Below are 24,072 nucleotides of genomic sequence, written 5' to 3'. Positions count from 1 at the left end.
TTTCGGCCGACCTCCTCGTGGTGCGTCGAGCGTGCGTCACACGGTTTGGCCTCGCCGGAACAATCGGATAGAGTCGACCCCGCACACGGAAACGTGAGCAGTTGCGGATGTGGCGCAGTGGTAGCGCATCACCTTGCCAAGGTGAGGGTCGCGAGTTCGAATCTCGTCATCCGCTCGGAGTGGGGCGTCGTCGGTGTACCGGCGTCGGCTCGCGCACGGTGGAGTGGCCGAGAGGCGAGGCAGCGGCCTGCAAAGCCGTATACGCGGGTTCGAATCCCGTCTCCACCTCTCGGAAGCTCCTCCTCCGCAGAAGTTTGCGGAACAGAGCCCCGGGCGATTGGCGCAGCGGTAGCGCGCTTCCCTGACACGGAAGAGGTCACTGGTTCGATCCCAGTATCGCCCACCACGAAATCCCCGTTCAGCGCCGGGTTCCATGCTCCAGACAGTTTCGCCGATATCCCGCCGGAGTCCGCAGCCACTGGATAGCCGGACATCGAGTCTCAACGGGCCGTTTCGGCTGCGAGCGCGTCTGCTGGGAGAGCACCCTGCGCCCGATGAGGTAGGACTCGTCCAACAGCAAGAGCTCCCGGTTGTCCGGCGCAAGCCAGCCGGCCGACTCGCGTGATCGCCGCCGGGACTCGTTCCGGCGTTGTCGGCGGAGCCAGTCGTAGAGCCGCCGTCGTTCTCACCGCTGAGGGGACGCGGCCGAGCGTCATTCTTCGGGTCTGAGGAACTCGATCGAGTCGAAGACGGCGCGTGCCTCTTCGAGCAGCGTCGGATTGATCGATTCGTCGGGCTGAACCAGCGCGATCACGGCGCGCTCGCCATTCAGGTCGACCACCGTGTAGGTCTCGCGCTCGACCAAGGTTTCGTACGACTTTCCGTCGCAGCCCTCCGCGGACCCCGCGTATATGCACAACTGGCGAAGGTCACAGTCGGTGACGTCAACGTCGCTCTCGGCGGCGTGGTCGAACTCGAAGCCGGAGTAATCGCCCACCATGACCTCGACGGCGGGGGTGCTCACCGTTGACTCCTGCGCCGCCATCGCATCGACGAAGGCCTCAGCCGTCGGTTCGATCTTGACAATGGAGCCCTTCCAGGCGCAGGCGTCCGTAGGGACATAGGTGACGGGGTAGAAGAACAGGGCGACATTCCAGGAATTCGGGAGATCCGGGTCGTCCTTGCCCAGGCTCGCGCCGTCGAAGGTCTCCCAGCCGTCTGGGACGGTGATCTCGAAGGGCACCGGGTAGCCGGTCACGAGGTAGGTGCCGGCCTCGATGTCGCCGCTCTGCGGGAACGGAGCGACCGTGTCAGCCTCCGCGGTTGATCCGGGAGACGGCGCTTCGGCCGCGGTGCACGCAGCGAGGCCCACGCCCGCCAGAAGAGCGACGGCAACACTCACCTGCCGCGAGCGTCGCGCGTGAGCGGCGCGGGAGCGCCGGATTGATGTCCACATATCAGGTCCTTCCGTTTCGATCCCTGCAGCGCGGGGGCTGATCGATCAGTGAAGGACACGCCTGTATCAGCAGGGTAACGGCGCCCATTGCGTCTGTATCGGCGCGGTATCAGCCGTCTTGACGGACATCGGCGTCGGGCGCACAGTGTTCTGGTGGAGGTGCGCGTTCTTGGAGCGCTGACACTCGACGGCGGCCGGGTTCCGCTTGCGTCGCGCGATCGTGCGGTGATGGGTGCGCTCACGGTCCGCCTGGGTGCATCCCTGTCGGCCGAATCCCTGGCGGCGGCGCTGTGGGGCGACGATCCGCCTGCCTCGTGGTCGGATGTAATTCGGGGGTGCATCATGCGGCTGCGCCGGCTGATCGCGCCGGCGCGGATCGAAACCACCCCGCTGGGGTATCGCCTCACGACGGACCACGTCGAGGTCGACGCAGTGCAATTCGAGCTCCTCGTCACGCGGGGCACCGAGCAGCTGGAACTCGGTGAGCCGGAACGTGCCGCGCACACGTTCTCGGAGGCGCTCGTGCTGTGGCGGGGAGAGGCCTTCGTCGAGCTCCTCGACTGGGAGCCCGCTCAGATCGCGTCCGGTCGCCTGGAGGAGATGCGTCTCGGCGCCGAGGAGCTGCTCCTCGACGCCCGGCTGCAGGCGGGCGAGGCTCACGAGGTCGCCGCGTTGGCCCGCGCACGAGTCGCCGAGGCACCGCTGCGCGAGCGGCGCTGGGTGATCCTTGGCGTGGCGCAGTACCGTCAGGGTCGGCAAGCTGATGCGCTCGCCACCGTCCGCAGGGCGCGGGGGCTGCTGGCGGCCGACCTTGGACTGGACCCGTGCACGGAGCTCGTCGAGCTGGAGCACGCGATCCTCCGGCAGGAACCATCGCTGCTGTCCGACCAGATGTTCCGGGCCGCGAGTTCGGAGTGTCCGTACTTCGGCCTGCCGCCCGCGAGCGTGGCGGACGCCGAGCGGTACTTCGGTCGCGAGCAGGAACTGGCCGGCGCAAGGCGGGCGCTCGAGGAGCACGGCGTGCTGCTCGTCGCCGGCTCATCGGGCGTCGGCAAGTCCTCTTTCGTCAGGGCCGGGATCGGTGCCGAATTCCTTGGCCGCGGATTCCAGGTCGCCATCGTGACGCCCGCTGAGCATCCGATCGACGCCCTGCCCGACACCGGTCTTCCGGCCGGAGAGACGCTCCTCATCGTCGATCAGTGCGAGCAGGCGTTCGCGGCGGGCGACCCAGCCGAGATCCGGGAGTTCTTCGACGCCCTCTCGCACATGGTGTACCGCGGCATGCTCGTCGTCGCGATCCGCGCCGACCGGCTCGGAGACCTCGCCGAGCACCAAGGATTCGCCCAGATCATCCAGTCCCACATGCTGATGCTCACTGCGCTCAGCCCCGACGGACTGCGGACCGTGATCGAAAAGCCTGCAGAGGAGGCCGGGCTCATCCTCGAGCCCGGCCTCGTCGAAATCCTGATCCGCGACGCAGACGGGCGAACCCTTCCGCTGCTCTCTCATGCCCTGCGCCAGGTGTGGTCACGCCGTGAGGGCCGCGTTCTGACCGTCGACGGGTACCAGGCATCCGGTGAGATCGACGGTGCCGTCGCGAAGACAGCGGAAGACGTCTACGCGACGCTCTCGCCTGACGGGGAGCGGCTGCTGCGCGACATCCTCCTTCGTCTGGTCGAGGTCTCCGCGGACGGCGCGGTGATAGCTCGTCGGGTGGCGCGGACGGGGATCGCGATCGACGACGCCCATGCGCAGATCGTCGGTCGGCTCGTCGATGCGCGGCTATTGACGACCGATGAGGAATCGGTGCAGGTCTCGCACGAAGCGCTCGCACGGGAGTGGCCACGGCTCAAGGAATGGCTCGCTGATGACGTCGAGGGCCAGCGGATCATGCGACACCTCGGATCCGCAGCGGTCGCCTGGGATGCGATGGCACGACCCGAGAGCGAGCTCTACCGCGGCGGTCGACTCACGACGGCCCAGCACTGGCGGGATGCGGTCGGTCCAGCACTCACGGCCCTTGAGCGAGACTTCCTCGATGCGTCCTCAGCGAATGAGACTGCAGGGCTCGCGGCCGCTCAGAGGCAGCTGCGCAAGGAGCGCCGTATGGTGCGCCGTCTGTCCTGGGTGTCGGTCGGCGCCGCCGGTCTCGCGATCGCCACGGTCACGGTGGGCCTCGTCGCAGGGTTCCAGGCGAACCTCGCAGGCGAACGCGCCACGGTCGCAGAGGCACGGCGCGTGGCCGCGCTCGCGCTCGAGGAAGCGGAGTTCGATCGCGCGCTGCTGCTCGCCGTGGAGGCCATCGAGCTCTGGGACGATTCCGATACACGTCTGAACCTCGTGCGCGTCTTCTCGCGCGCACCCCGGCTGACAAGCATCACCCGCATCCAAGAAGACGGAGTCACCCCCGTGAGCATGTCGCTCGCGGAAGACGGGGCTCGAGCATCCGTCGTCGACAGCGATCACGATGTCCGCCTATTCGATCTCGACAACCGATCGCAGCTCGGCGAGTACTCTCCCTTCGACGGGATGGTGGTGACGTCGGCGGTCGACCCTGTCACTGGGGCAGTGGCCTTCAGCGAGACATCAGGCCCCTGCACCACGGTCAGCTGCGACTTCCGGCGGATGGGAACGCTCGATCTCGCGCACGCCGGACGCTCGGGCGTGACGAGCTACGAGGGGATGGAGAGGCCCGCGGCGGACCTGGAGTACTCGGCGGACGGTTCGCTGCTCGCAGCGCTCGCCCAGACAGCAGGAATCGGCTCGTCCGGGAACGTCGCCCTCTGGCGAGTCGGTGCGGGCGACCCGTCCCGTCCGATGCTGCTGGATCTGGATGTCAGGGGGTTCGATCCGGACGCCCGATTGCAGTCCGGCGGGGAATCCGGTGCGGTGAAGTTCTCGCCGGACGGCTCGCGACTCTACGTCAGCGGGTTCGGCCCGACCGTCGTGATCGACACGGCATCAGGTAAGGAGCTGCTCAGGATCCCCGGAAACGGAATTCTGGCGGTCAGTCCGGATGGCCGTCGAATCGCGGTCCGAGATGGCTTGCTCGCGGTGCGCATCGTCGATCCCTCCGGGGTCGAAGCACCCACCACCGTCCGGCTCTCGTTCTTGCCCTCGGTCGCCGACTTCGGCCCCGACGGCCGTCAGCTGGCCATCGCCGCCGGCAACGGCATCGTGGTCGCGAGCACCAGCTCCGGCAGCATCGTCGAGACGCTCCGCCACCATGACGGAACGGTGATCGCGGTCGAGTTCCGGCCGAACGGCGAACTGGTGACCGCCGGCGCGGATGGGGCGATCATCACGTGGGACCTCGGCGACTGGCCGGCGGGTTTCCGCACCGACACCTTCGCTCGGCAAACTGCGTCCGTCGAACTCGATGAGCGCACCGTCGCGCAAGAACTGTCCGACGGGGTGACGCGGGTGATCATCGCTGAACCGGCGGTGTGGGAGGAACGCGCGTGTCGGGTCGCGGGACGAGCGCTGACCGAGCAGGAGTGGGGGGAGCTCCTCGGTGCTCGACCGTACGCCCCGGCATGCCGGGGGTGACCACGGCTGCAGCTTCAGGACGCCCCTGAGGCTCGCGGGCTCAGTGCCGCGTTTCATGCCTCTCACCGTAAACGTGTCCAGGGCTGGACGCTGGCGGATTCCAGCACCGGTTCGATCTCAGTATCGCCCACCATGAAGCCCCTCGCGACAGACCCCTGCGACCCCTCGGTCAGCGGGCGGGAGGAACCGTCTTCCGCATCACCGTCTTGCTCTTGCCGATGTGACGCTCGAACGTGAATCCCGCCTTCTCGAACATGGCCCGTGTGCCGTTGTGGAGGAAGGAGGACGACGTCCTCTTGCCTGGGGCGAGCTCGTTGGGGAATGACACCACCTCGCCGCCGCCGGCCTGCGCGATCAGCTCGAGCGCTCCATCGAGCGCTTCCCGCGCCACGCCCGACCGTCGGTGGTCGCGGTCGACGAAGAAGCAGGTGATGCGCCACGGTGCAGGCTTGGTCTCGCCCGCGTCGTACTCCTTTCGGTGGTAGATGCGCGGCAGTTCGACCGGGCTGCCGTACTGGCACCACGCGATCGCGTCGTCGCCCTCGAAGACGAGCGCCGCGTGTGCCACGCCCTCCGCCACCAGTCGCTGCTTGAACGTCGGCCCGTCGTACTCGCTTTTGACGGTGTGCTCCGTGTCGTCGTGGAAATACGAGCAGTAGCACCCACCCCAGACCCCATTGTGTTTCTGCGCCAGCGCAAGCCAGGCCGGGAAGGTATCGGGAGTGAGCGGCTTGATCACGTGGGAAGTGGCCACCGAACCCTCACCCGCTCCACGTGTCGGTCCACGCGGCGATGTCGATGCCGTGGTTGTCAGGTGAGGCGATCGTCCACCACATGGGCGCACGAGTGTCGTCGACCAGTCGCCCGCCGGCCGAAAGCGCGGCGTCGACGCGCTCCATGGCGCGATCGGCGGGAACCGAGACGTCGATGTGCGTGCGGCCCCGTCCGCTCCGATTCAACTCCATGAACGAGAGCGATGGACCACGCCGGAGCGGGTCGACCGCATCCGTGTCGCCCAGCACGTCGTAGCCGAGCGCCGCCGTCCAGAACGGCCGGGTGTCGACGCCGGACTGCGCGACCATGATGTCGACGGTCTGGATGAGCTCAGGCGCGGCCACGAGCCCGAGTCCGGCCGCAGCCTCAGATACGCGCCGTGCGAATTCCGCGGCGCCGCCCGGAATCCTGCTCGCACCGCGATAGGGGATCCGCACGACGACGGCTTCGCTCCGCAGATCGACGTCGGGGTCGATCGAGTGCGCGGTGGCCGCCTCAAGGATCCCGGCAAGAAGCCGTGACGCGTCCTGCAGCGACGATGCGGTGTACACCGCTTGCGGACCCCACGACGTCACCCGCCAATCCGGGACTCCCGGTTGCTCGTGGAAGGTCGAGGGGGTGTATCCAGTCGAGAGGTCCTCATCGGCCACGGCAGACTCCTCGCGTCGGTCTCCCAAGTGTGCCAACCGGCTTCGGCTCTCGACAAGACATCGCCGGGTGTACCCCACGTCATCCAGTGCGGTCACTGGGCACCTCTGGCGGCTGCGGCGTGCAGGCGCTAGAACGGGTTCATGGCGAACCCGCTGCTGTTGGGCCCGATGCTGCGGTTCGTCGATGAGACGTCGGCCAGCATCTGGGTGGAGACGCGGGCCGACTGCCTGGTCACCGTCCACGCCGACGGGCGATCGTGGCAGGCGCGCAGCTTCGCCGTCCACGGGCACCACTACGCACTCGTCGAAGTCGACCGGCTCGAGCCCGGGAGCGTGTCGCCGTATTCGGTCGAGATCGACGGGGTTTCCGTCTGGCCCGACCCGGACTCCGCGTACCCGGCGTCCGTGATCGCCACGCGGACGCCGGGGCGGCGGCCGCGGATCGCCTACGGATCGTGCCGCACCAGTGTTCCCCATGACCGCTCCGGCAACCGCACCCACGGCGTGGACTCGTTGCGCGCCTTCGCACTCGCGGTGGCCGACGGCAACGAGCTCCGGCCCGACCTTCTGCTCTTCCTCGGCGACCAGGTGTACGCCGACTCGACGACGGAGGAGATGCGGGAGTTCATCCGCAGCCGGCGCGACATCCACGAGGAACCGGGCACCGAGCTTAAAGACTTCGACGAGTACGCCCACCTCTACCAGCTGGCATGGTCCGACGAAGCGAATCGGTGGCTGCTCTCGTGCGTGCCGACCGCCATGATCTTCGATGACCACGACATCCGCGACGACTGGAACGCCTCCCTCGACTGGAAGAAGAAGATGGAGGCCACCTCCTGGTGGCGGGAGCGCATCGTCGCAGGCCTGGCGTCGTACTGGGTGTACCAGCACCTCGGCAACCTGTCGCCCCAGGAACGCGCCGCTGACGAACTGTGGCAGCGGATCACCGCGCGCGACGAGGCCGCGTCCCCCGACTTCAGTGCCGAGCTGGACGAGTTCGCCGACGGTTGCGACATGGGCACGAACAGCTACCGCTGGAGCTCCTGCCGAGACTTCGGCGGAACCCGCTTGATCATCCTGGACTCACGCGTCGCGAGAGATCTCACGCCGTCGGCTCGTGGACTGCTGAACGACCAGGAGCTCGCGTGGTTCGACGGTCTGTTGCATGGGGGATTCCGCCATGTCCTGATCGCCACCTCGCTCCCATTCCTCCTGCCGGTGGGTCTGCACCACCTCGAGGCATGGGATGAGGCGATCGCGCAGGGCGCCTGGGGGCGACCTGCGGCGTGGGTCGGAGAACGGCTGCGGCAGGCTCTTGACCTGGAACACTGGGCGGCATTCCAGAACAGCTTCCGCACTGTTGCCCGGATGGTGACGGAGCTGGCAGACGGCGAGCGCGGCCCCGCGCCGCAGACAGTCACGTTCCTCTCCGGTGACGTGCATTTCTCCTACCTGGCTGAAGTGGAGCGCCGCGACGGCAGCCGCGTCGTGCAGGCGGTCTGCTCCCCGATGCGAAACCCGCTGCCTCGCTTCATGCGCTGGTTCTCCGTGGTGATGTCGTATGGCGCAGCGACGCCGTTGGGTGCGGCGGCCGCGCACTCTGCGAAGGTCCCGGACCCGCCCTTCCGCTGGAAGACGGTGAAGGGCCCATGGTTCGACAACAACCTCGCGCTGCTCCAGGACGGAGCGGATGGGCTCACCATGACATGGCACACCGGTGTGGTCGAGGACGGAGACGAGCTCCACCCCCGTCTCGAAGAGGTGGCGTCCATCACGGTGTCGGTGAAGAGCGACTCCGAACTGCCGCTCTGAGCGGCGACGGGGGCAATGCACTGCCGCTCAGCGAAAGCGGGCCGCCGGCTGCCCGGCGACCCGCTTGACCCGTTGGCCGCTGCTCAGCTGTTCCCGCGCGTGGCGGAGGCGAAGAAGCTCACGCACTGGCCCTGATTCGCGAAGACCGGGGCGTCGCTGGTCGCCCAGCCGCCCTCCTTGCACTCATCCTTGCCGGTGAGCACCACGGCCTCACGCAGCTGCACGCTGAACTCTGCACGGTCGAAGTAGAGCGGCAGTTCGGTGGTGTCGACGTAGTACGTCCCATCCCGCTCGAGCACCGTCAGCTCCTGAGCCGGCCAGCTGACCGAGTTGTGGGCGACCACCGAGTCCACCACGAAGCCGTCGGCGGGAGTCACCGTGATGCCGAGACCGTTCGGGACGAGGCTCGCGCGCGTCGGGTAGTAGGTGACGCCGTCCCATACGAGCTTCGATTCGATCTGCTCGCCGTTGGCGACGAAGCCGACGTCCGCCAGGCTCGCGTCCGGCGTCCCGGTTCCTGGGGCCAGCACCTTCACGGACGCCGTCACCGCGGTCATGCCGATCCGCGCGGTGGACTCAGCACCGACCGTGACGGTGCCCTCGCCGACGTGGTCCCGGCTGGCCGACCAGTTGGTCAGGCGCCCGTCGCCGCCGGCGTAGAGGTAGGTCCCTCCGGCGAAGGAGAAGGCGGTGTGCGGCATGGTGGTCGCCTGCTCACCGTCCGTCAGGAAGAAGGCGACGCTCTCGTAGGAGTTGGGGTCGGCGGTGTAGACCTTCGCCTCGCCGAGGGCGATGCCATCGAAGACGTACTCCCCGGTGCTCTCCGCGTCGGTGCCGAACCAGTTGCCCGCCGAGTCCTGCACGAACACCGAACCGCTCGAGCGGAGCGTGTCTGACTGTCCGGCCGTGGTGGTGAGGCTGGGGTCGAAGCGGGCGTCGGCGTAGCGGTCCTCGAAGACCGTGACGGTCAGTGTGCCGGTCTCCGCAGCGGCGGCTGGGGTGGCGATCAGGGCGGCGGGGGCGATGCAGGCGATGGCGGCTGCCGTCGCTGCCCACCGCGTCTGAACAGTGCGGTTCACATGTGCTCCTTGATAGTCATCTGAGTGCGGAACGTCGTTCCGCTGCCAGCATGACCGAGGCGTCGCGCCGAACCGGCCGGGTTCACCAACGCTTCACCGGATCTTCGCCTGCCGTCCCAGAACGACGGCGAATCGTCAAAAGCAGGTCCGGGAGGACCCCGGCCTCGGCCTCTGGCGGGTCTGGTTCGGCCATCGGCCGGCTGGGCCTTAAGACCCTGCACTGCGGCGGAGGCTCCGGCATATCGTCGTCGAGTCAGGTGGTGCACTTCCGAACTGGGCGCCACCCACCGGAGCCTGGCCAGCACCGCGAACGGGGCCGCAGAAGTGTTGCGGCGCCCGTCGGTGGCGCTGCGCTCTCCGGATACCAACGAAGACGTCTCTTCATCGCGCGTCCGCGCGCGCAGAACGCCGGAAGCCACAAGGACGGAACACCATGACCACCACGCTCGAGACCGCAATGGACCTGCGGCCCTTTCACATCGACATCCCGGATTCCGCGCTGGAGGATCTGCGACGGCGGATCGCCGCCACCAACTGGCCGGAGAAGGAGACCGTCCCGGACCACTCCCAGGGCGTTCCCCTCGCGATGATGCAGAAGCTGGCGGAGCACTGGAGCACCAACTACGACTGGCGCCCGTGCGAAGCGAAGCTGAACGCCCTGCCGCAGTTCATGACCGAGATCGACGGGCTCGACATCCACTTCCTCCACGTGCGCTCCCCGCACGCGGATGCGCTCCCGCTCGTGATCAACCACGGCTGGCCCGGCTCGATCATCGAGCAGCTGAAGCTGGTTGAGCGGCTCGTGGACCCGTCGGCGCACGGCGGTACCCCCGCCGACGCATTCCATGTGGTCGTCCCGTCGATGCCCGGCTACGGGTTCTCCGCGAAGCCGACGAGCACGGGGTGGGGCCCTGAGCGGATGGGGCAAGCCTGGACGCAGCTCATGCGGCGGCTCGGGTACACGGACTTCGTGGCACAGGGCGGCGACTGGGGGGCGTTCGTCGTCGACCAGATGGGGCTGCAGGCTCCAGAGGGGCTGCGCGCGATCCACACCAACATGCCCGCCACGGTGCCCGCCGACGTCGACGCGGCCCTCCTCGCGGGAGGCCCGGCCCCGGACGGCCTCTCCGCGGACGAGCGACGCGCCTATGAGCAGCTGGTGCGGACGTTCGGGCAGGTGGAGTACGCGAAGTACATGGCGGCTCGCCCACAGACCCTGTACGGCATCGCGGACTCGCCGGTCGGCCTCGCCGCCTGGCTGCTCGACCACAATGACGCCGACGACCAGCCGGCCGCCGCTGTCGTCGAGGCGCTGGACCGCACCTCGAGCCCGACGGGGGAGCTCACGCGCGACGAGATCCTCGACAACATCACGCTCTACTGGCTGACGAACACGGGTGTCTCCGCGTCGCGGCTCTACTGGGAGTACAAGGGCGGATTCTTCAACGCGAAGGGTGTCTCCATCCCGGTCGCTGTGACGGTCTTCCCCGGCGAGCAGTACGAGGCGCCGCGAAGCTGGGCGGAGCGGGCATACCCCGATCTCATCCACTTCAACCGGGTCGATCGTGGCGGCCACTTCGCCGCCTGGGAGCAGCCGCAGCTGCTCGCGGAGGAGCTGCGAGCGGCGTTCCGCTCGCTGCGCTGACGCGTTCGGCGCTGATGGCGACAGCCCGGGCGATGGAGATCTCCCAAGGGCGGGGCATTCCGCCCGCGTCTCATCCACGAAACACCCTTCGCTCACCCCTGCGCTCGGAGGATAGTGGCACGTGGACGGGGGAGAAGCGGCTCGCGGGGCAAGGGGGTGCGATGTGCGGACCTGAGGACCGCGCGCGTTGCGGCTCGGCACGGTGTCGCCACGGGCGGCTGACCCGTCGGGACGGCCGGAAACGGCACCGGGCGTTGATGAGGCCGCTGCCATGAACGGGGACGACGCACTGCCGCTCAGCGAATCGGCAGCCACCCGGCTGCAACAGTATCCGGGCGTGCAGGCGATCGGGCTCGGCATGAAAGAGACCGGCGGGCAGCTGACGGGCGAGCTGGCAGTGCTCGTGCTCGTCGACCGGAAACGTCCTCTCTCCGAGCTGGCCGTGGATGAGGTGATTCCCGCAGAGGTCGATGGCCTGCCGACTGACGTCGTGGAGTTCGGTGCGGCGTATGCACTCGCGGCGGCGGACACCAAGAAGTACCGCATCGAGGACGAGTCGAAGGTCCGCCCCCTGATCGGCGGCATCCAGGTCCAGGCGCGGCACTGGGGAGTGAACATCGACACCGGAACCCTCGGCTGCTTCGCCCGCACGAGAGAGGCCCCGCAGCGGATCGTGATGCTCTCGAACGCGCACGTGATCGGCGACAGCGACTCGGACGTCACCGACGCGGTGGGGCAGCCGTCGATGTGCTCCATCTGCTCGACGTGCTGCTCCGACACCGTGGGAGAGGTCCTGCGATTCAGGATGACCGAGCACGTCGATGGAGCCATCGCGACCGTCGACGCATCGGCCGGAACGCCGGCGGCGCAGATCAAGGAGATCGGGGCGGTCGCGGGGACGCGTCCGCTGTCGGCGCAGGACGCCTTCAGCGGCACCATCGAGATCCAGAAGCGCGGGCGCACGACCGGACTGACGTTCGGCACCGTGCGGGGGTGGATCGTCGGACCGCAGAACATCCTCAACCACAACGGCTCCGTGAATCGTGTCTCCCGCGACCACCTGCTCCTGCAGGTGCGGCAGCCATCCGAGTGCTTCGTGCTCGACGGCGACTCGGGATCCGCGGTGCTCGACATGGATCGCAAGGTGGTCGGGCTGCTCTTCGGCGGGAACGAGAAGGGCACCATCGGCCTCGCCTGCCCCATCCAGTTCGTCACGGACGAGCTGCAGATCGACATCCTTGAAGCGACCGCGGTCGTGCCGGTGGTCGAGCGGGCGTTCGCGATCGCGCCGCTGGCCGGCATCGCGGACGGCCCCGCCGGCGAGCTGCTGGAAACCCCCGCAGGCCGCTTCGCCGCGGAGCTGTACGACACCCACGCGGAGGAAGTCCGTCGGCTGGTCCGGACCAACCCGCGCGTCTCCGCCGTATGGCGCCGCCACGGCGGCCCCGCACTGATCCACGGGCTCGCCCGCGCCGCCGAGCAGCCTGACGAGCTTCCCCTGCCGGTCGAGCTGAACGGCAGACCGGTCGCGGAGGAGATCCGGGCGATCTGCGACGTCCTCGCCCGCTACGCGTCGGACGCGCTCCGCTCCGCCCTCGTCCTGCACGGTCCCCGGCTCGCCGCATGCGGCGGCCGCACGCTGGCGGAGTGCGCGACGATGCTCGCGCCGCGCCCCGCGGAAGCGGTGGCGCCATGACCGCCGGCGCGGGGACGCTCGAGCGCATCGCGCTGACGGTCGGCAAGGGGCTCGAGCCCCTCGCCTTCCGGCTCAACGACGACGTGGTGCTCGAGACGCTCGCCCGGCTCGGCGTCGCGTTCCCCGCGGCGCTCGTCACCCACCCTGCGATCACGCCGGCGCGCGCCGCGACGCGGCAGGCGGCAGAGGGTCTCCGCAGCAAGATCGACGACCTCATCCAGGCCCTCGAGAGCGAGGACGGGGTGGTGATCGCCGCCGCCGCCGGGGCACTGCTTGCCCAGATCGCCACGACGATCAGCGCCATCCGGACACTTGCGGACGCGCTCCGCACCCACGGACCGAGCCTTCCAGGGGTTTCCGCCGCACGCGTGGATGCGCTGATCGCCGGGCTGCCCCGAAAGCTGCTGGATCTCGTCGCGGTCGATGCGCTCGACGAGCGCCTACCCATGCTGAGCGCCCTCCTGACCTTCGCCGGTGTCGTCGAGCGCACACCGCACCCGGGCGATCCGGCAGACCCGACCGATCCCGAGTACGAGGCCGTGGCGGTGCACCTGGAGGCGATCTCGCGAATCGTCGCAGACCCGGCGGGTCACCTCCGATCCCTCCTCGGCTGGGGCTCCCCGGGGTTCGATGGATCCGCCCTGACCTCCGCGCTCGACGAGGCGTTCGGGCTGCTCGACTTCCCGTCCGTCCTGACACCGGCCGGCGGCGGCGCCATGGCGCGGCTCGAGTCGCTCGCGTTCGCCGTGCAGACCGTGCCCCAGGGACTGGACGTCACCATCACGCAGCCCGTGGCGGCCGATGAGACGACGACGGCGCCGTTCAACGAGCGCTGGTCGCTGACCGCCTCGGCTTCGGCCACGCTGGTGCCGCAGCTCGTCCTCCGGCTCCGGCCCCCGTCCTCGGTCGAGGTGTCGCCGCCCGCCGGCACCTTCACCGGGCGGGTGGAAGCGACGCTGACCGGCACCTCCCCGGACCCGATACTCCTGTTCGGGGCGCTCGGTGCGACCCGCCTGGAGGCGAAGACGATCGACGCCGGGGGCAAGCTGGAATTCGCGGGCGGGCCGGCCTCCGTGCAGCCCTCCGTCGTCGGGCATGTTCGCGGCGGACGGCTCGTGATCTCGTTCGTCGGCGGCGACGGGTTCCTCGCCTCGGTGCTGCCGGGGCAGCTGCAGTCGGATTTCGACCTCGGCGCGAGCTGGTCGGTCAAGACCGGGCTGGTGCTCGAGGGCGGCGCCGCGTTGCGCCTGATCCTGCCGCTGTCCGCGGATGTCGGGCCGGCCCGCCTCGAACAGCTCGACCTGGCGCTCGGTCTCGATCCGGCCCGCATCTTCCTGGAGCTGCGCCTCTCCGGGAGCGTCGGTCTCGGTCCGTTCGCGGCCTCGGTGGAGGGCGTGGGCGCCGCCGTCGACCTCGCGTTCCGGGACGGCAACCTGGGGCCGCTCGACGTCTCGCTGAGGTTCCTGCCACCGACGGGCCTCGGTCTCACGGTGGATGCGGGGCCGGTCGGCGGCGGCGGGTTCGTCCGCTACGACCCGGTGAACGCGCGCTACGGCGGGGTGCTGGAGCTCCGGCTCGGCGTCGTCGCGATCCAGGCCGTTGCGCTGCTCGACACCCGACTGCCCGGCGGCAGGTCCGGATACGCGCTGCTGGTGCTGATGCGGGCCAGCTTCCCGCCGATCCAGCTCGGCTTCGGGTTCGCACTGTCCTCGGTGGGCGGGCTGCTCGCCCTCAACCGCCGTGTGGACGTCGACGCCCTGCGCGACCGGATGGCGACCGGCGCCGCCGGGCGGATTCTGGCACCCGAGGACCCGATCCGGAACGCCCCGGTCCTGCTCGCCGATCTGAGCGCCGTGTTTCCGCCGGCGGAGGGCATCGTCGTCGTCGGGCCGACGCTGCAGCTGTCCTGGGTCGAGATCGTGCGGTTCGACATCGGCATCTTCCTCGAGCTTCCCGGGCCGCGGAAGGTCGTGATCCTCGGCTCCGCCCGCGCCGCCATCGAGAACCCGTCGGGCGGAAAGCCGTACGTGCAGATCCGGCTGGACATCCTCGGAGTGATCGACTTCCCGGCGAAGACGCTCGCGTTCGACGCCGTCCTCATCGACAGCCATCTGATCGAGATCCTGCAGCTGTCCGGTGGGGCGGCGTTCCGGCTGTCGTGGGGAGCCGAGCCGTACGTCGTGCTCACCGTCGGCGGGTTCCACCCGGGGTACAACCCCGCGCCGCTGGTGTTCCCGTCGAGCCTGACGCGCATCGCGATGGTCCGCGGCAGGCCGGACGACTTCCTGTACCTGCGCTTCGAGGGCTACTTCGCCATCACGACCAACACGCTGCAGTTCGGCGCTGCCGTCGAGGTGCGGATCAACCTGGGCCCGTTCAACATCCGCGGCTTCCTCGGCTTCGACGCGCTCATCCAGTTCGAGCCCCTGCGCTTCCAGTTCGCGATCGCCGCGTCCGTCAAGGTGCGCTGGAAGAGCCACAACCTCGGCGGGCTGAGCCTGCGCGGTGAGCTCTCCGGGCCGGGACCGGTGATCTTCCGCGGGAAGGTCTGCTTCGAGATCCTCTGGTTCGACATCTGCTTCGAGGAGACGTTCCGGCTCGGCTCATCCTCGCCGCCCGCCGTCACGCCGGTCGCCTCCGCGGTCGCTGAGCTGACAAGCGAGCTGGACGACGTCCGCAACATCCGTGCCGTCGAGGGGGTGGACCGCTCGGTGGCGACCGAACCGGCGAAGAACAGCTCGCTGCCGGTGGTCTCGCCGCTCGGTCAGGCCATCTGGTCCCAGCAGCGTGCGCCGCTGGGGCTGCTGCTGCAGCGGTTCGAGGGCGCGCCGCTGTCGCGTCCGGAAACCGTGACGATCTCGGGTCCCCAGGTGACCGCCCCGGAGGAGGACTGGTTCGCCCCCGGGAGCTTCAGCGTGCTGGCCGACGCGGACGCGCTCAACCGGCCGGCGTTCAGCCGGCTCGTCGCCGGGGCGCGGCTCGGCCTCTCCGGCACCGACGACGGGCCGTCGAAGGACAAGCTGGTCACCGTGCGCCAGATCCGGCTGCCGATGCCGTCGATCCTGCTCACCGCCGTCGCGTTCCCCGGCTGGATGCTGCGGGCCGTAGCGGGCCGGCTCGGAGCGCAGGAACGCGACCCGGTGTCGCCCACGTTCGCGGTGCGGAACGAGGAATGGGCACTTCACAGCGGCGGCGCCGTCACCACGGGCCTGTCGCAGCCGCAGGCGCACCAGCTGGCGAAGGTCGGGACGGCCGGGACCGCCGTGGCCGCGGTCGACGTCGTCCCGGCCATCGGGTTCTAGGCAGGAGCGTGGAGATGGCCGACCAGAAGCTGATCTTCCACCGCTGGGTGCGGGAGCGGATGGCGGGCCTCGCGACGGCGGTCCAGGACGGCCGCCCGCTCGTGCAGGCGCAGCTCACCCTGGCCGGCACGGACGCCGCCGGTTCCGCCACCGCCAGCGTCACCCGCACCGCGCGATTCCTGCTCAGCGGTCCCGGTGATGTCGTCGGGCTGGCGCCCCGAGCGGTGATCAAGCGCTATCCCTCACCGGGCGCGGTCGACCATGAATCCGACCGATGCGCCCACGTGGAGTTCGCCGACCCCGCCTTGCCCTGGCGCTACACCCCCGCGCCGAAGCCAGCGGCCGGCTCGGGCGCGCTCCACCCGTGGCTGGTCCTGGTCGTCGGCACCGAGGGCACCGAGCTCACCCTGGCGGCCGACAAGGTGACGCTGAGCCCGGAAGTGCAGGCGGCACACCCGCTGGGAGCGGCGGGCGGTGCCTATCCGTGGGCGCACGTCCAGGTCGACGCGGAAGGCCGACGCGTGGCCCGGATCCTCTCCGGGCGTCCACTCAACCCGGGCGCCGACTACGTCGCCGTGCTGGTTCCGGCGTTCGACGAGGCGGGCAACCGTCGCTGGACCGGCGGCGCGCCGGTGCTGGTCCCGCTCTACGACCACTGGCGCTTCCGGACCGCGACCCCGGCCGGCAGTTTCGAGGATCTGGCCGCACGTCTGAAGCCAGGGGCCGCGGACTCGGAGACCGGCCGGGCGCCGCTCGACTACCCACGCGTGCCCGCCGCGGGCGATCTGCTGGTTCGCGGCGCGCTCGCCCCGATCGGCGCGACCGACGCGCCGCTGGCAGCCGAGATTCGAGCCGACCTCGAGAACCTGCGCACACCCGCTCGCGACGAGCGGGGCCGCCCCATTGTCGGACTGCCCCGGTATGGCGAGGCGTGGCGATCCGACGCGCCGGAGCAGACCGTCTGGGGAGGCACACTCAACACCGATCCACGGGACCGCGGGGTCGCTGGGCTCGGACTCGACCTCGGCATCCGCCTCCAAGAGGAGCTCGCCGAGGAAGCGGCCGCGAACCTCGGCGCCCTGTCCGAGGCCCGGCAGCGCATCGCGCAGCTGAGCGCCGGACTTCGGGCCTCCGGCGCGCTGTGGCGGCGACGTCTGCCGGCTGATCCGCTGGCGGCGCTCTGGCTGCTCGGACCCGCGCTCGCCCGGGTGGTGACCGAGTCCGGCACCGTCGAGGCGCTCGCCACCGCGCCGGACCGGGCCCTGCCGCCCGGGGTATTCTCCTCGGCCGCCCGGCGGATTCTGCGACCGGGCCCGGCGCGCACCGCGCTGGCGGCGGGTCCGGTCACCGCACGCGACCTTCTTCTCGCGAGCAACCGCTGCCCGCCTGCCGCCGAGCGGCGCGACGATGGACTTGCCCTGGAGCAGCTCGATCTCCGGCTCAAGCGCCTGATCGGGCGCTTGCGCGAAGTGCTCGACACCGGCGACGCGGACCTCCGCGCCGTCGCCGAGGCGGCCCAGTCGATCGCCGAGCAGTCGATCGAGCCGCTGCGGGACTTCGCCATGGCCATCGCCGCTCGACTGGCGGAGTCAGCCGACGCCGGAACGCCCGCGCCGTGGGCCGAGGGGCTCTCCCTGCTGATTCGCGCACGAGACGTCGCGCCGGAGGATGAGGCGGAGCTCGGACGACTTTTCATCGAGATGCGCACCTTCCTGGCCCGGTACCCCGAGCCGGCGGGCCGGGAGGATGTGGCGGAGGTCCTCACCGGGCTGGTCGAGGAGCCACCGGAGGAGCCACGCTGCACGCCGGTGGATCTGGACGCGCTCGCCGAGGGAGTGCTCGCGGCGTTCGACCCCACCCGCCCCGACGCGTCCGCGGTGGTGCGGGTGATCGCGACGCTGAACGGGCTCGACCCCGCACAGCCGCTCGCGCCGCCCGAGGCGTGCATCGGGCTCGACCGGCCGATCTGGGCCGACGTCCGCACCGCGTTCCCGGAGTGGCTGCTTCCGGGGGTCGGCGCCCTGCCGGAGGACTCCGTGATCGCGGTCGAGACCAATGCCCGGTTCGTGGACTCACTGCTCACCGGGCTCAACACACAGCTGCTGGAGGAGCTGCGGTGGCGCAACATCCCCGTCGCGACCGGCTGCACCCCGCTGCGCGTGTTCTGGGACCGGGCTGACACGGCGAGCGGCGCACGAGTGGATGACATCACCGGCATCCTGAACTGGGGCGACGGCAGTGACGTCGGCGAGCCGCAGCACCGTCCTCCCGGGGTGTCCGGCAGGGACCTCGTCGTCGTGGTGCGCGGCCACCTGTTCCTGCGGTATCCGTCCACCGTGGTCTATCTGGTGACCGCGCGGCACGGCGGTGCGCCGGACTTCGCGCGCGATCCGGATCCCGCCGCGATCCGCATCCTTCCGACCTTCCAGGGCAGGATCGGCGCGGACGTGACGTTCTTCGGATTCCAGGGATTCGTTCCGGACGACATCACGTCGCACTGGCTGGTGTTCGAGGAGCCGCCGGCCGGGTACCGCTTCGACAACTCGCTCTCCAGCGCACCGGAGGCCGATGTCTGGGCGGCCGCATCACTCGCGCTGCCGGTCCGGGTCCTCATCCGCGGCGACCGGCTCGACCCGGAGGGACCGGTATGACGACGGGCGAGAACGCCGCGCTCGATGACGGGCATGCCGAGATCGTGGCGGAGGCCGAGCTGGGCGTCCTGCTCCCGGTCCGGATCGAGACGAGATTCCGGCCCGGCCGGCTGCTGGTGCGTGTCGTCCCGGATGAGCCATGGTTCACGAGGCACGACCCGCTGGTCTCCGAGGGGGAGCTGGACGCGCTCGCGCGCTACCTCGATGCCGCCCGGGATGCCGACGAGCCCGTCCGGGAGCTCGCGTGGCGGGAGCTGGTCGGTCAGCTGAGCGGGCCGCGCGCCGTGTTCCTGATGCGGACCTTCACACGGCTGCGGGCGGACGGCGCCGTCGTCCTGCGTCCGGCGGACCCCGCGGAACTCCGCACGGAGCCGACCTTCCCGGGTGTGGGAGGCTTCCCTCCTGAGCTCACGGTGTGGCTCGCCAGAGGCGGCGGCGCCCCCATCGTGGCGCTGACGCTGACGGTCGACCGCGCTCGCCTGCTCGCCGATTTCCCCGACCCGGACACGCCCGGCGATCATCGCTGGTGGGAGGACTGGGATGAGGCCGTTGCAGCCGGGCTGGCCGGGGAGATCCCACTGGACGGGGACCCGGCCGATATCGACGCGCTCTACGTGACCGGGCTCAGCGATACGGACCCAGCCGGGTTGTTCCGCAATCATGCGGACGCCGGGCGGCTGGGGCTCGTGCCGCCCGGTTCGGCGACCAACACGGTGGCCGGCGCGCCGGCCGCGCCACTGGGCGCGGACCCCGCGACGTGGTGGACCGTGCTGCAGGAGCCGGCCGGGGAATCGGAGCGGGAGATCTCCGCGGCGCTCACCGGTGACCCGGACCTGCTCGGGAATCTGCCGGGCACGCCCGGTGCGCACCGGCGCTGGAACAGCGCCTTCGTCGCCGGCCTCTGGCCGGCGCTCTGGGGCTTCGCCGCCCAGGACATCTGGAACCTCCCTGCCGGCAAGTTCGAAGCGCCCGAGTGGGCCGCGCACGCTCTGCTGCCGGAGGGCCCGTTCCCGGCGGTCCGTGTCGGGGACCAGCCGTACGGGCTGCTACCCGCGTCGGTGCTCGGGCGCTGGGTTCCGGGCAGGAACGACCCGCCGCTGGAGACCGGGATGCTGCCTGCCCTCCTGACGCTCCGCGACATCTACCGAACGGCGGCGGAGACGCGAGGAACCGCTGAGGGCGCCACGACCGAAGAGCTCCTCGACCTGATCGGCCAGGTGCCCACGTCGCCGGTGCTCCGTCATACCCGGGCGTGGCCGTTGGAGCTGTGGTGGCTCGCGTTCTCGCTCGGCGGGTTCGGTATCTCCTGGGAGGACTTCGACCGGGCCTGGCACAAGCAGCACCGACTCGCGGGCGAGTTGGGTGTGCGTCCGGCACGGCGCTACGGCTCGGCCGGCTTCGCGCGCCGGCTCGAGCTGCCCCTGATCATCCCGGCTGAGCTGCCCGAAGGGCAGACCGTCGGCGACACGCTGCGGGAGCTCGTGAGCATCGCGGGCGACGGTCCGTCCCTGTTCGCCCGCACGGATCTCGTCGAGCTCGAGTTCCTCAGGTTCCCGCCGGACAGCCTGCTGCTGCGGCTCGCGATCCGCTCACTTCAGGTGGCGATCGGCGACGTGGGGCGTGCGACGCTCGGTGAGGAGCCGCCGGGACCGGAGCGCGTGGTGCGTCCCGAAACGGAGACGGGCCGGCTGGAGCGCTGGATCGGAGTCACCGATCCGAATGCAGTGCATGACGACACACCCGAGGGGCGCCGCTTCCGGCAAGTGGTCGACGGTCTGAGCGAGCTGGCGGAGCTCGTTGACACCGACCAGGCCCGCGCCGAGGCGCTGCTGCTCGCGACGGTCGACACGGCGGCCGTGCGGATCGATCCGTGGCTGACCGGACTTCCCGCGCGTCGCCTGCGGTCCATGCAGGACGGCGGCGCCGCGGCGCGTCTGGGGGCCTACGGCTGGGTGGACGGTCCCAGACCGGGGACTCCGGGACCCACCGCTGCGGGCCTCATCCACACTCCGTCCGCCGGCCAGTCGCTGACCGCCTCGGTGCTGCGCGACCGAGCGGTGAACGACGCCGCGGACGGTCGATGGGATCTTGACCTGACATCCCGCTCCGTTCGCGACGCGGACACCGTCGCCGAGCAGGTGCGGATCGGTGCGCATCTCGGTGAGGCGCTCGGCCGGGAGGTCGAGCGGGTCGTCGCGGCCCCGGCCGAGGTCAGGAGGCTGCGCCGCGACTTCCCGCTCCGGACGGAGCATGCCGGGCGTCGGGTCTGCGACGGCATCGCCGTCCTGGCTGCGGACCTCGACACACTCGGGCTGCCGCCGGAGGCGGTGGACGGGCTCACGCGCCTGCGGGTGGCGATGGACACCTACGGCGACCTGCTCGTCGCCGAAGCCGTGAACCACGTCACCGAGGGGCGACCCGACGTGGCGGGCGGCGCGATGGATGCGGCCGCGGGTCTCGCCCGTCCGCCGCAGCTCGGACTCCTCCGCACCCCGCGAGAGGGACGCGCCGTGATCACCAGCGTGGTGCTGCTGCTGCCGGCTGCCGACGATCCGCCCGACCCGGCCGATGACCTGGAGCGGGCCCTGCTCAGTCCGGCGCTCCTCAGCGATCCGGCCGCGGCCGCGTGGCTGCGGGATCAGACCGCCGACCCCGCCGGGTGGTCTTTCACATTCGACGCCGTCGACCCGGCCGGGTCGACCGCAGTCACGCTCGCCGACCTCGGCCTCGAGCCGGCCGACGTGCTGGCGCTGCCGTGGACCGACGTGCAGCGGCTGGCTGCCGAGGCCGCCGCCGGGGTGCTCGGGGCGCTGCCCGACGACCTCGTGCCGACGGGCGGCACCGCTGCAGGACACTACGAGTCGGCCGCCCGTCTGACCGTGCTCGTCGGGCGTCGCCCGGCCGGCCACGACGCCGTGATCGAGCAGGCAGCCGAGGACTCCGGGCCGGTGGGCCAGCAGGTGCTGAGCCGGTACACCCGGGTTCTGGCCACGGGCCGGTCGCTCGCCGGCCTGCTCGCCGCCGAGCTCGCGCAGACCGAGGATGGCGGCCACGGAACCGCTGATGCGGCGACGCTCGCGCGGTTGGTGCGGGGCGCTCGCGCCTGGGGTCTCGCACCCGATCCGGCCCGCGACGACGGAACCGGCCCCGTGCCGGAGCCTCCGTCCGGCCGCCGACTCGTCGCCTTGGCGGCGCGGGCGCTCGAGCTGTTGAACGCACGCCTGAAGGCAGCGCCCGCGACGGAGCCGGCGGCCCCAGGCGACCCCGCACCGGCCGCCGCCCTGTCGGTCGACGACCTGCTCGACGCGCTCAGCACGCTGGTGTCGCCCACGGGGCAGCTCGCCGTGACGAGCAGCCTGACGTGGCCCGCGCTCGCGGAACTCATCCCCGACCCGGCTCTCGGGTCCGCGTGGCTGCCCGTGGTCGCTGCCGTGCGGGACTCGATCGCACGGGTCGAGGCCCATCAGCTGGTCGCCTCCGCACGCCCGCGCTCCGGGGTCCCCTTCCAGGCGTGGAGCAACAAGGCCGGGGATCCCTGGCAGCAGGACCCGGACGACCGCCGACGGCTGACGGTGGTGTTCGCGGACTCGCGCCTCGACCTCGCCGGGGCAGCCGGCGGGACGTCGTTCGCGGCCGCCGCCGTGGACCGCTTCGCCGAGGTCGTTCCGGCATCCGAGCAGACCACCGGGGCCGTCTTCGGATTCGACGCGCCCGCGGCTCGCGCTCCGCAAGCCATCCTGCTGGCCGTTCCGCCAGACCCGGCCACGGGCCTTCGACCCGACGATCTGGTGGAGATCGCGGCCGACGTCCGGATGCTGGCACGGGCTCGCATGGCGCGGCTCGCGGACCTCGGTCCCGACATCCGGGGGCTTCTGCCCGCGTCGCTGCTTCCCGCAACGGGGCCGACCCAGGTGCCCCTTCAACCGACCAGGAGGTGAGCGGTGGGCCAGATCTACGACTCCGTCCACCGACTGCAGGCCGACCCGCTGCAGACGGACCTCGCCCGAGGGTTCACGGCCGAGATCGCCGACCCGGCATGGCTGCTCGGCCGGCAATGGCAGCTCGGCGAGCACAAGGGCGAGGACGCCTCGTCGCCGGTGCGCGTGTCGTACAGCTCCAGGCGCGTCCCGATCGACCCGCTGGCCGGCCAGCCTGCTCTCGACCCGCAGACGGCACCCGCCGAGGCGATCGTCGAATCGGAGCCGGGGGACTGGTGGACGCCCGGCCGCCGGATCCTCGCCGGCCGCGCCGTCGAAGCAGCCGCTCAGGCGGCCGGCGCGCCGCTCCCCGACGAGGAGGTGCTGCGCCTGCGCGCCCTGCCCGTCCCGTACGGGGTGCTTGACGGCAGCGGCTACGACGGGCAGGCGCTCTGGGGGGAACGGCAGCGGCTGCAGCTGGATCTGTCGTGGTTCGGCTCGTCCCGACCGCCCGCGAGTGAGCCGGCCGACCTGTGGGACCCGGCGGAGCTCAGCTACTCGGCGGTGTTCACCGCCGACGGGGTCTCGCTCACGCTGAACCGGCACGACGGCGGCGACCTCGACTGGTACTCCGTGGACGCGGACGGTGGACTCGATCCCGGTCTCGCCGGCACCGAGCAGTCGCTCTATCCCGGACGAGTGCGATACCCCGGGGCGCCGCTGCCGCGCTGGTGGCAGATCGAGGATGCGAAGGTGGACATCGGCGGGTACCCGCCCGACCGGGCGCACTTCTCGACGCTGCTGCTGATCGACCTCATCGTCAATCAATCGGACGACTGGTTCTCCTTCCCGGTGGACGCGCTCGCCGGCCACATCGTCACGCTCGACACGGTGGTGGTGCACGACTCCTTCGGAGAGGACTGGACGCTGGCACCACCGGCGGACTGGAGCATGTTCGCGACGGACGGTCTGGAGCGCAACGCACTCGTCGTCTGGGCCGTGGCGTCGACGCCGCTCGTCGGGCCGATCATCGACGAGGTCGTGATCGGCATCGACGAAGACGCGAACCTCGTCTGGGCGGTCGAGCAGCGACTGCGCGGCAGGTCCGTCGTCGACGACGACGACCCGCCCGCGGAACCGCCCGCCGTGCTCGACGCGAGCGGCCGGCCCGGCTTCGCGTACCGGCCGATGAGCCGCGTTCCCACCCACTGGCATCCGTACACGCTCGAGGAGGTCGACCATCGTCGTCGGTTCGTCCAGGGACGCGCGGCGGATCTCTCCGGCCCGACCGCCGTGCTCATGCCCGAGGCCGAGAGCGATCTGCTCATCGACCCGGCCTCCGGGGGGATGCATCCGACCCATCAGCTGGAGCCTGCGGCGATCCCGCAGGACGGCGTGCGGGTGGAGCGCCGTCGCATCCTGGCACGGGCAACGGACGGGTCCCCGGTCCTCTGGACGCAGCGACGCCGGCAGCCGATGCTCACGCCACCGGCGCTGCGGCTGGTGTTCGATGCGATGGAGCCGGTCCAGCCGTCCTGACG

At 70.6% G+C, this 24,072-nt stretch carries 12 protein-coding genes and 3 tRNA genes; 11 read left to right on the top strand and 4 right to left on the bottom strand.

What is annotated here, in order from left to right:
• Positions 1-103: 103 nt before the first annotated feature.
• The 3 genes from ACFFGH_RS09500 to ACFFGH_RS09490 all read left to right on the top strand — a co-directional run bounded on the left by ACFFGH_RS09500 (position 104) and on the right by ACFFGH_RS09490 (position 406).
• Positions 104-175: transfer RNA gene (locus ACFFGH_RS09500), tRNA-Gly, on the top strand.
• A 42-nt stretch (positions 176-217) separates the two neighbouring features.
• A tRNA-Cys gene (locus ACFFGH_RS09495) sits at positions 218-288 on the top strand.
• Between the two features lie 43 nt (positions 289-331).
• Positions 332-406 (top strand) — tRNA-Val (locus ACFFGH_RS09490).
• Between the two features lie 306 nt (positions 407-712).
• On the opposite strand, the gene ACFFGH_RS09485 is transcribed toward ACFFGH_RS09490, so the two are convergent.
• Positions 713-1,402 carry a hypothetical protein gene (locus tag ACFFGH_RS09485; protein WP_386667612.1) on the bottom strand — a complete coding sequence of 230 codons (690 nt, stop codon included), beginning with the start codon at positions 1,400-1,402 and terminating at the stop codon, positions 713-715.
• 207 nt (positions 1,403-1,609) lie between these two features.
• Between ACFFGH_RS09485 and ACFFGH_RS09480 the strand changes: the two genes are divergently transcribed.
• The gene (locus tag ACFFGH_RS09480) at positions 1,610-5,005 is read left to right on the top strand and encodes an nSTAND1 domain-containing NTPase (RefSeq protein WP_386667610.1); all 3,396 of its coding nucleotides are present in this window, start codon (positions 1,610-1,612) and stop codon (positions 5,003-5,005) included.
• A 169-nt stretch (positions 5,006-5,174) separates the two neighbouring features.
• Here ACFFGH_RS09480 and ACFFGH_RS09475 read toward each other — a convergent pair whose 3' ends face one another.
• Both ACFFGH_RS09475 and ACFFGH_RS09470 read right to left on the bottom strand, forming a co-directional pair.
• Positions 5,175-5,759, bottom strand: a complete 585-nt coding sequence (locus tag ACFFGH_RS09475; RefSeq protein WP_386667608.1) for a GNAT family N-acetyltransferase — start codon at positions 5,757-5,759, stop codon at positions 5,175-5,177.
• Positions 5,760-5,766: 7 nt separating this feature from the next.
• On the bottom strand, positions 5,767-6,429 hold the full coding sequence (locus ACFFGH_RS09470) for a VOC family protein (RefSeq protein WP_386667607.1): 663 nt from the start codon (positions 6,427-6,429) through the stop codon (positions 5,767-5,769).
• A gap of 141 nt (positions 6,430-6,570) precedes the next feature.
• Between ACFFGH_RS09470 and ACFFGH_RS09465 the strand changes: the two genes are divergently transcribed.
• A complete protein-coding gene (locus ACFFGH_RS09465) occupies positions 6,571-8,241 on the top strand; it encodes an alkaline phosphatase D family protein (RefSeq protein ID WP_386667605.1) in 1,671 nt (556 codons plus the stop codon).
• An 83-nt stretch (positions 8,242-8,324) separates the two neighbouring features.
• Here ACFFGH_RS09465 and ACFFGH_RS09460 read toward each other — a convergent pair whose 3' ends face one another.
• Positions 8,325-9,320: a hypothetical protein gene (locus ACFFGH_RS09460; protein WP_386667603.1), complete on the bottom strand. Its 996-nt coding sequence runs from the start codon at positions 9,318-9,320 to the stop codon at positions 8,325-8,327.
• 433 nt (positions 9,321-9,753) lie between these two features.
• On the opposite strand from ACFFGH_RS09460, the gene ACFFGH_RS09455 reads away from it, so the two are divergent.
• The 6 genes from ACFFGH_RS09455 (at position 9,754) to ACFFGH_RS09430 (ending at position 24,070) form a co-directional block, all read left to right on the top strand.
• Positions 9,754-10,965 carry an epoxide hydrolase family protein gene (locus ACFFGH_RS09455; protein WP_386667601.1) on the top strand — a complete coding sequence of 404 codons (1,212 nt, stop codon included), beginning with the start codon at positions 9,754-9,756 and terminating at the stop codon, positions 10,963-10,965.
• 271 nt (positions 10,966-11,236) lie between these two features.
• Positions 11,237-12,661 (top strand): hypothetical protein, encoded by a 1,425-nt coding sequence (locus ACFFGH_RS09450; protein WP_386667599.1) that lies wholly within the window; start codon positions 11,237-11,239, stop codon positions 12,659-12,661.
• Entirely contained in the window at positions 12,658-15,963 is a 3,306-nt protein-coding gene (locus ACFFGH_RS09445) for a DUF6603 domain-containing protein (protein WP_386667597.1), read from the top strand. The genes ACFFGH_RS09450 and ACFFGH_RS09445 overlap by 4 nt, the downstream gene beginning before the upstream one ends.
• Before the next feature lie 14 nt (positions 15,964-15,977).
• Positions 15,978-18,614, top strand: coding sequence for a hypothetical protein (locus ACFFGH_RS09440; protein ID WP_386667595.1), 2,637 nt, complete (start codon positions 15,978-15,980; stop codon positions 18,612-18,614).
• Complete coding sequence (locus ACFFGH_RS09435) at positions 18,611-22,552, top strand: hypothetical protein (RefSeq protein WP_386667593.1); 3,942 nt, start codon at positions 18,611-18,613, stop codon at positions 22,550-22,552. The genes ACFFGH_RS09440 and ACFFGH_RS09435 overlap by 4 nt, the downstream gene beginning before the upstream one ends.
• Before the next feature lie 3 nt (positions 22,553-22,555).
• Positions 22,556-24,070: a hypothetical protein gene (locus ACFFGH_RS09430; RefSeq protein ID WP_386667591.1), complete on the top strand. Its 1,515-nt coding sequence runs from the start codon at positions 22,556-22,558 to the stop codon at positions 24,068-24,070.
• Positions 24,071-24,072 lie beyond the last annotated feature (2 nt).

The sequence above is a fragment of the Lysobacter korlensis genome (genome assembly GCF_042434515.1).
This window is presented reverse-complemented; position numbering and strand designations above follow the sequence as displayed.

Excerpts from the sequence above, each read along its gene's own strand:
- ACFFGH_RS09450 (WP_386667599.1), top strand. The coding sequence starts at position 11,237 with ATGAACGGGGACGACGCACTGCCGCTCAGCGAATCGGCAGCCACCCGG.
- ACFFGH_RS09435 (WP_386667593.1), top strand. The coding sequence starts at position 18,611 with ATGACGACGGGCGAGAACGCCGCGCTCGATGACGGGCATGCCGAGATC.
- ACFFGH_RS09440 (WP_386667595.1), top strand. The coding sequence starts at position 15,978 with ATGGCCGACCAGAAGCTGATCTTCCACCGCTGGGTGCGGGAGCGGATG.
- ACFFGH_RS09455 (WP_386667601.1), top strand. The coding sequence starts at position 9,754 with ATGACCACCACGCTCGAGACCGCAATGGACCTGCGGCCCTTTCACATC.
- ACFFGH_RS09465 (WP_386667605.1), top strand. The coding sequence starts at position 6,571 with ATGGCGAACCCGCTGCTGTTGGGCCCGATGCTGCGGTTCGTCGATGAG.
- ACFFGH_RS09445 (WP_386667597.1), top strand. The coding sequence starts at position 12,658 with ATGACCGCCGGCGCGGGGACGCTCGAGCGCATCGCGCTGACGGTCGGC.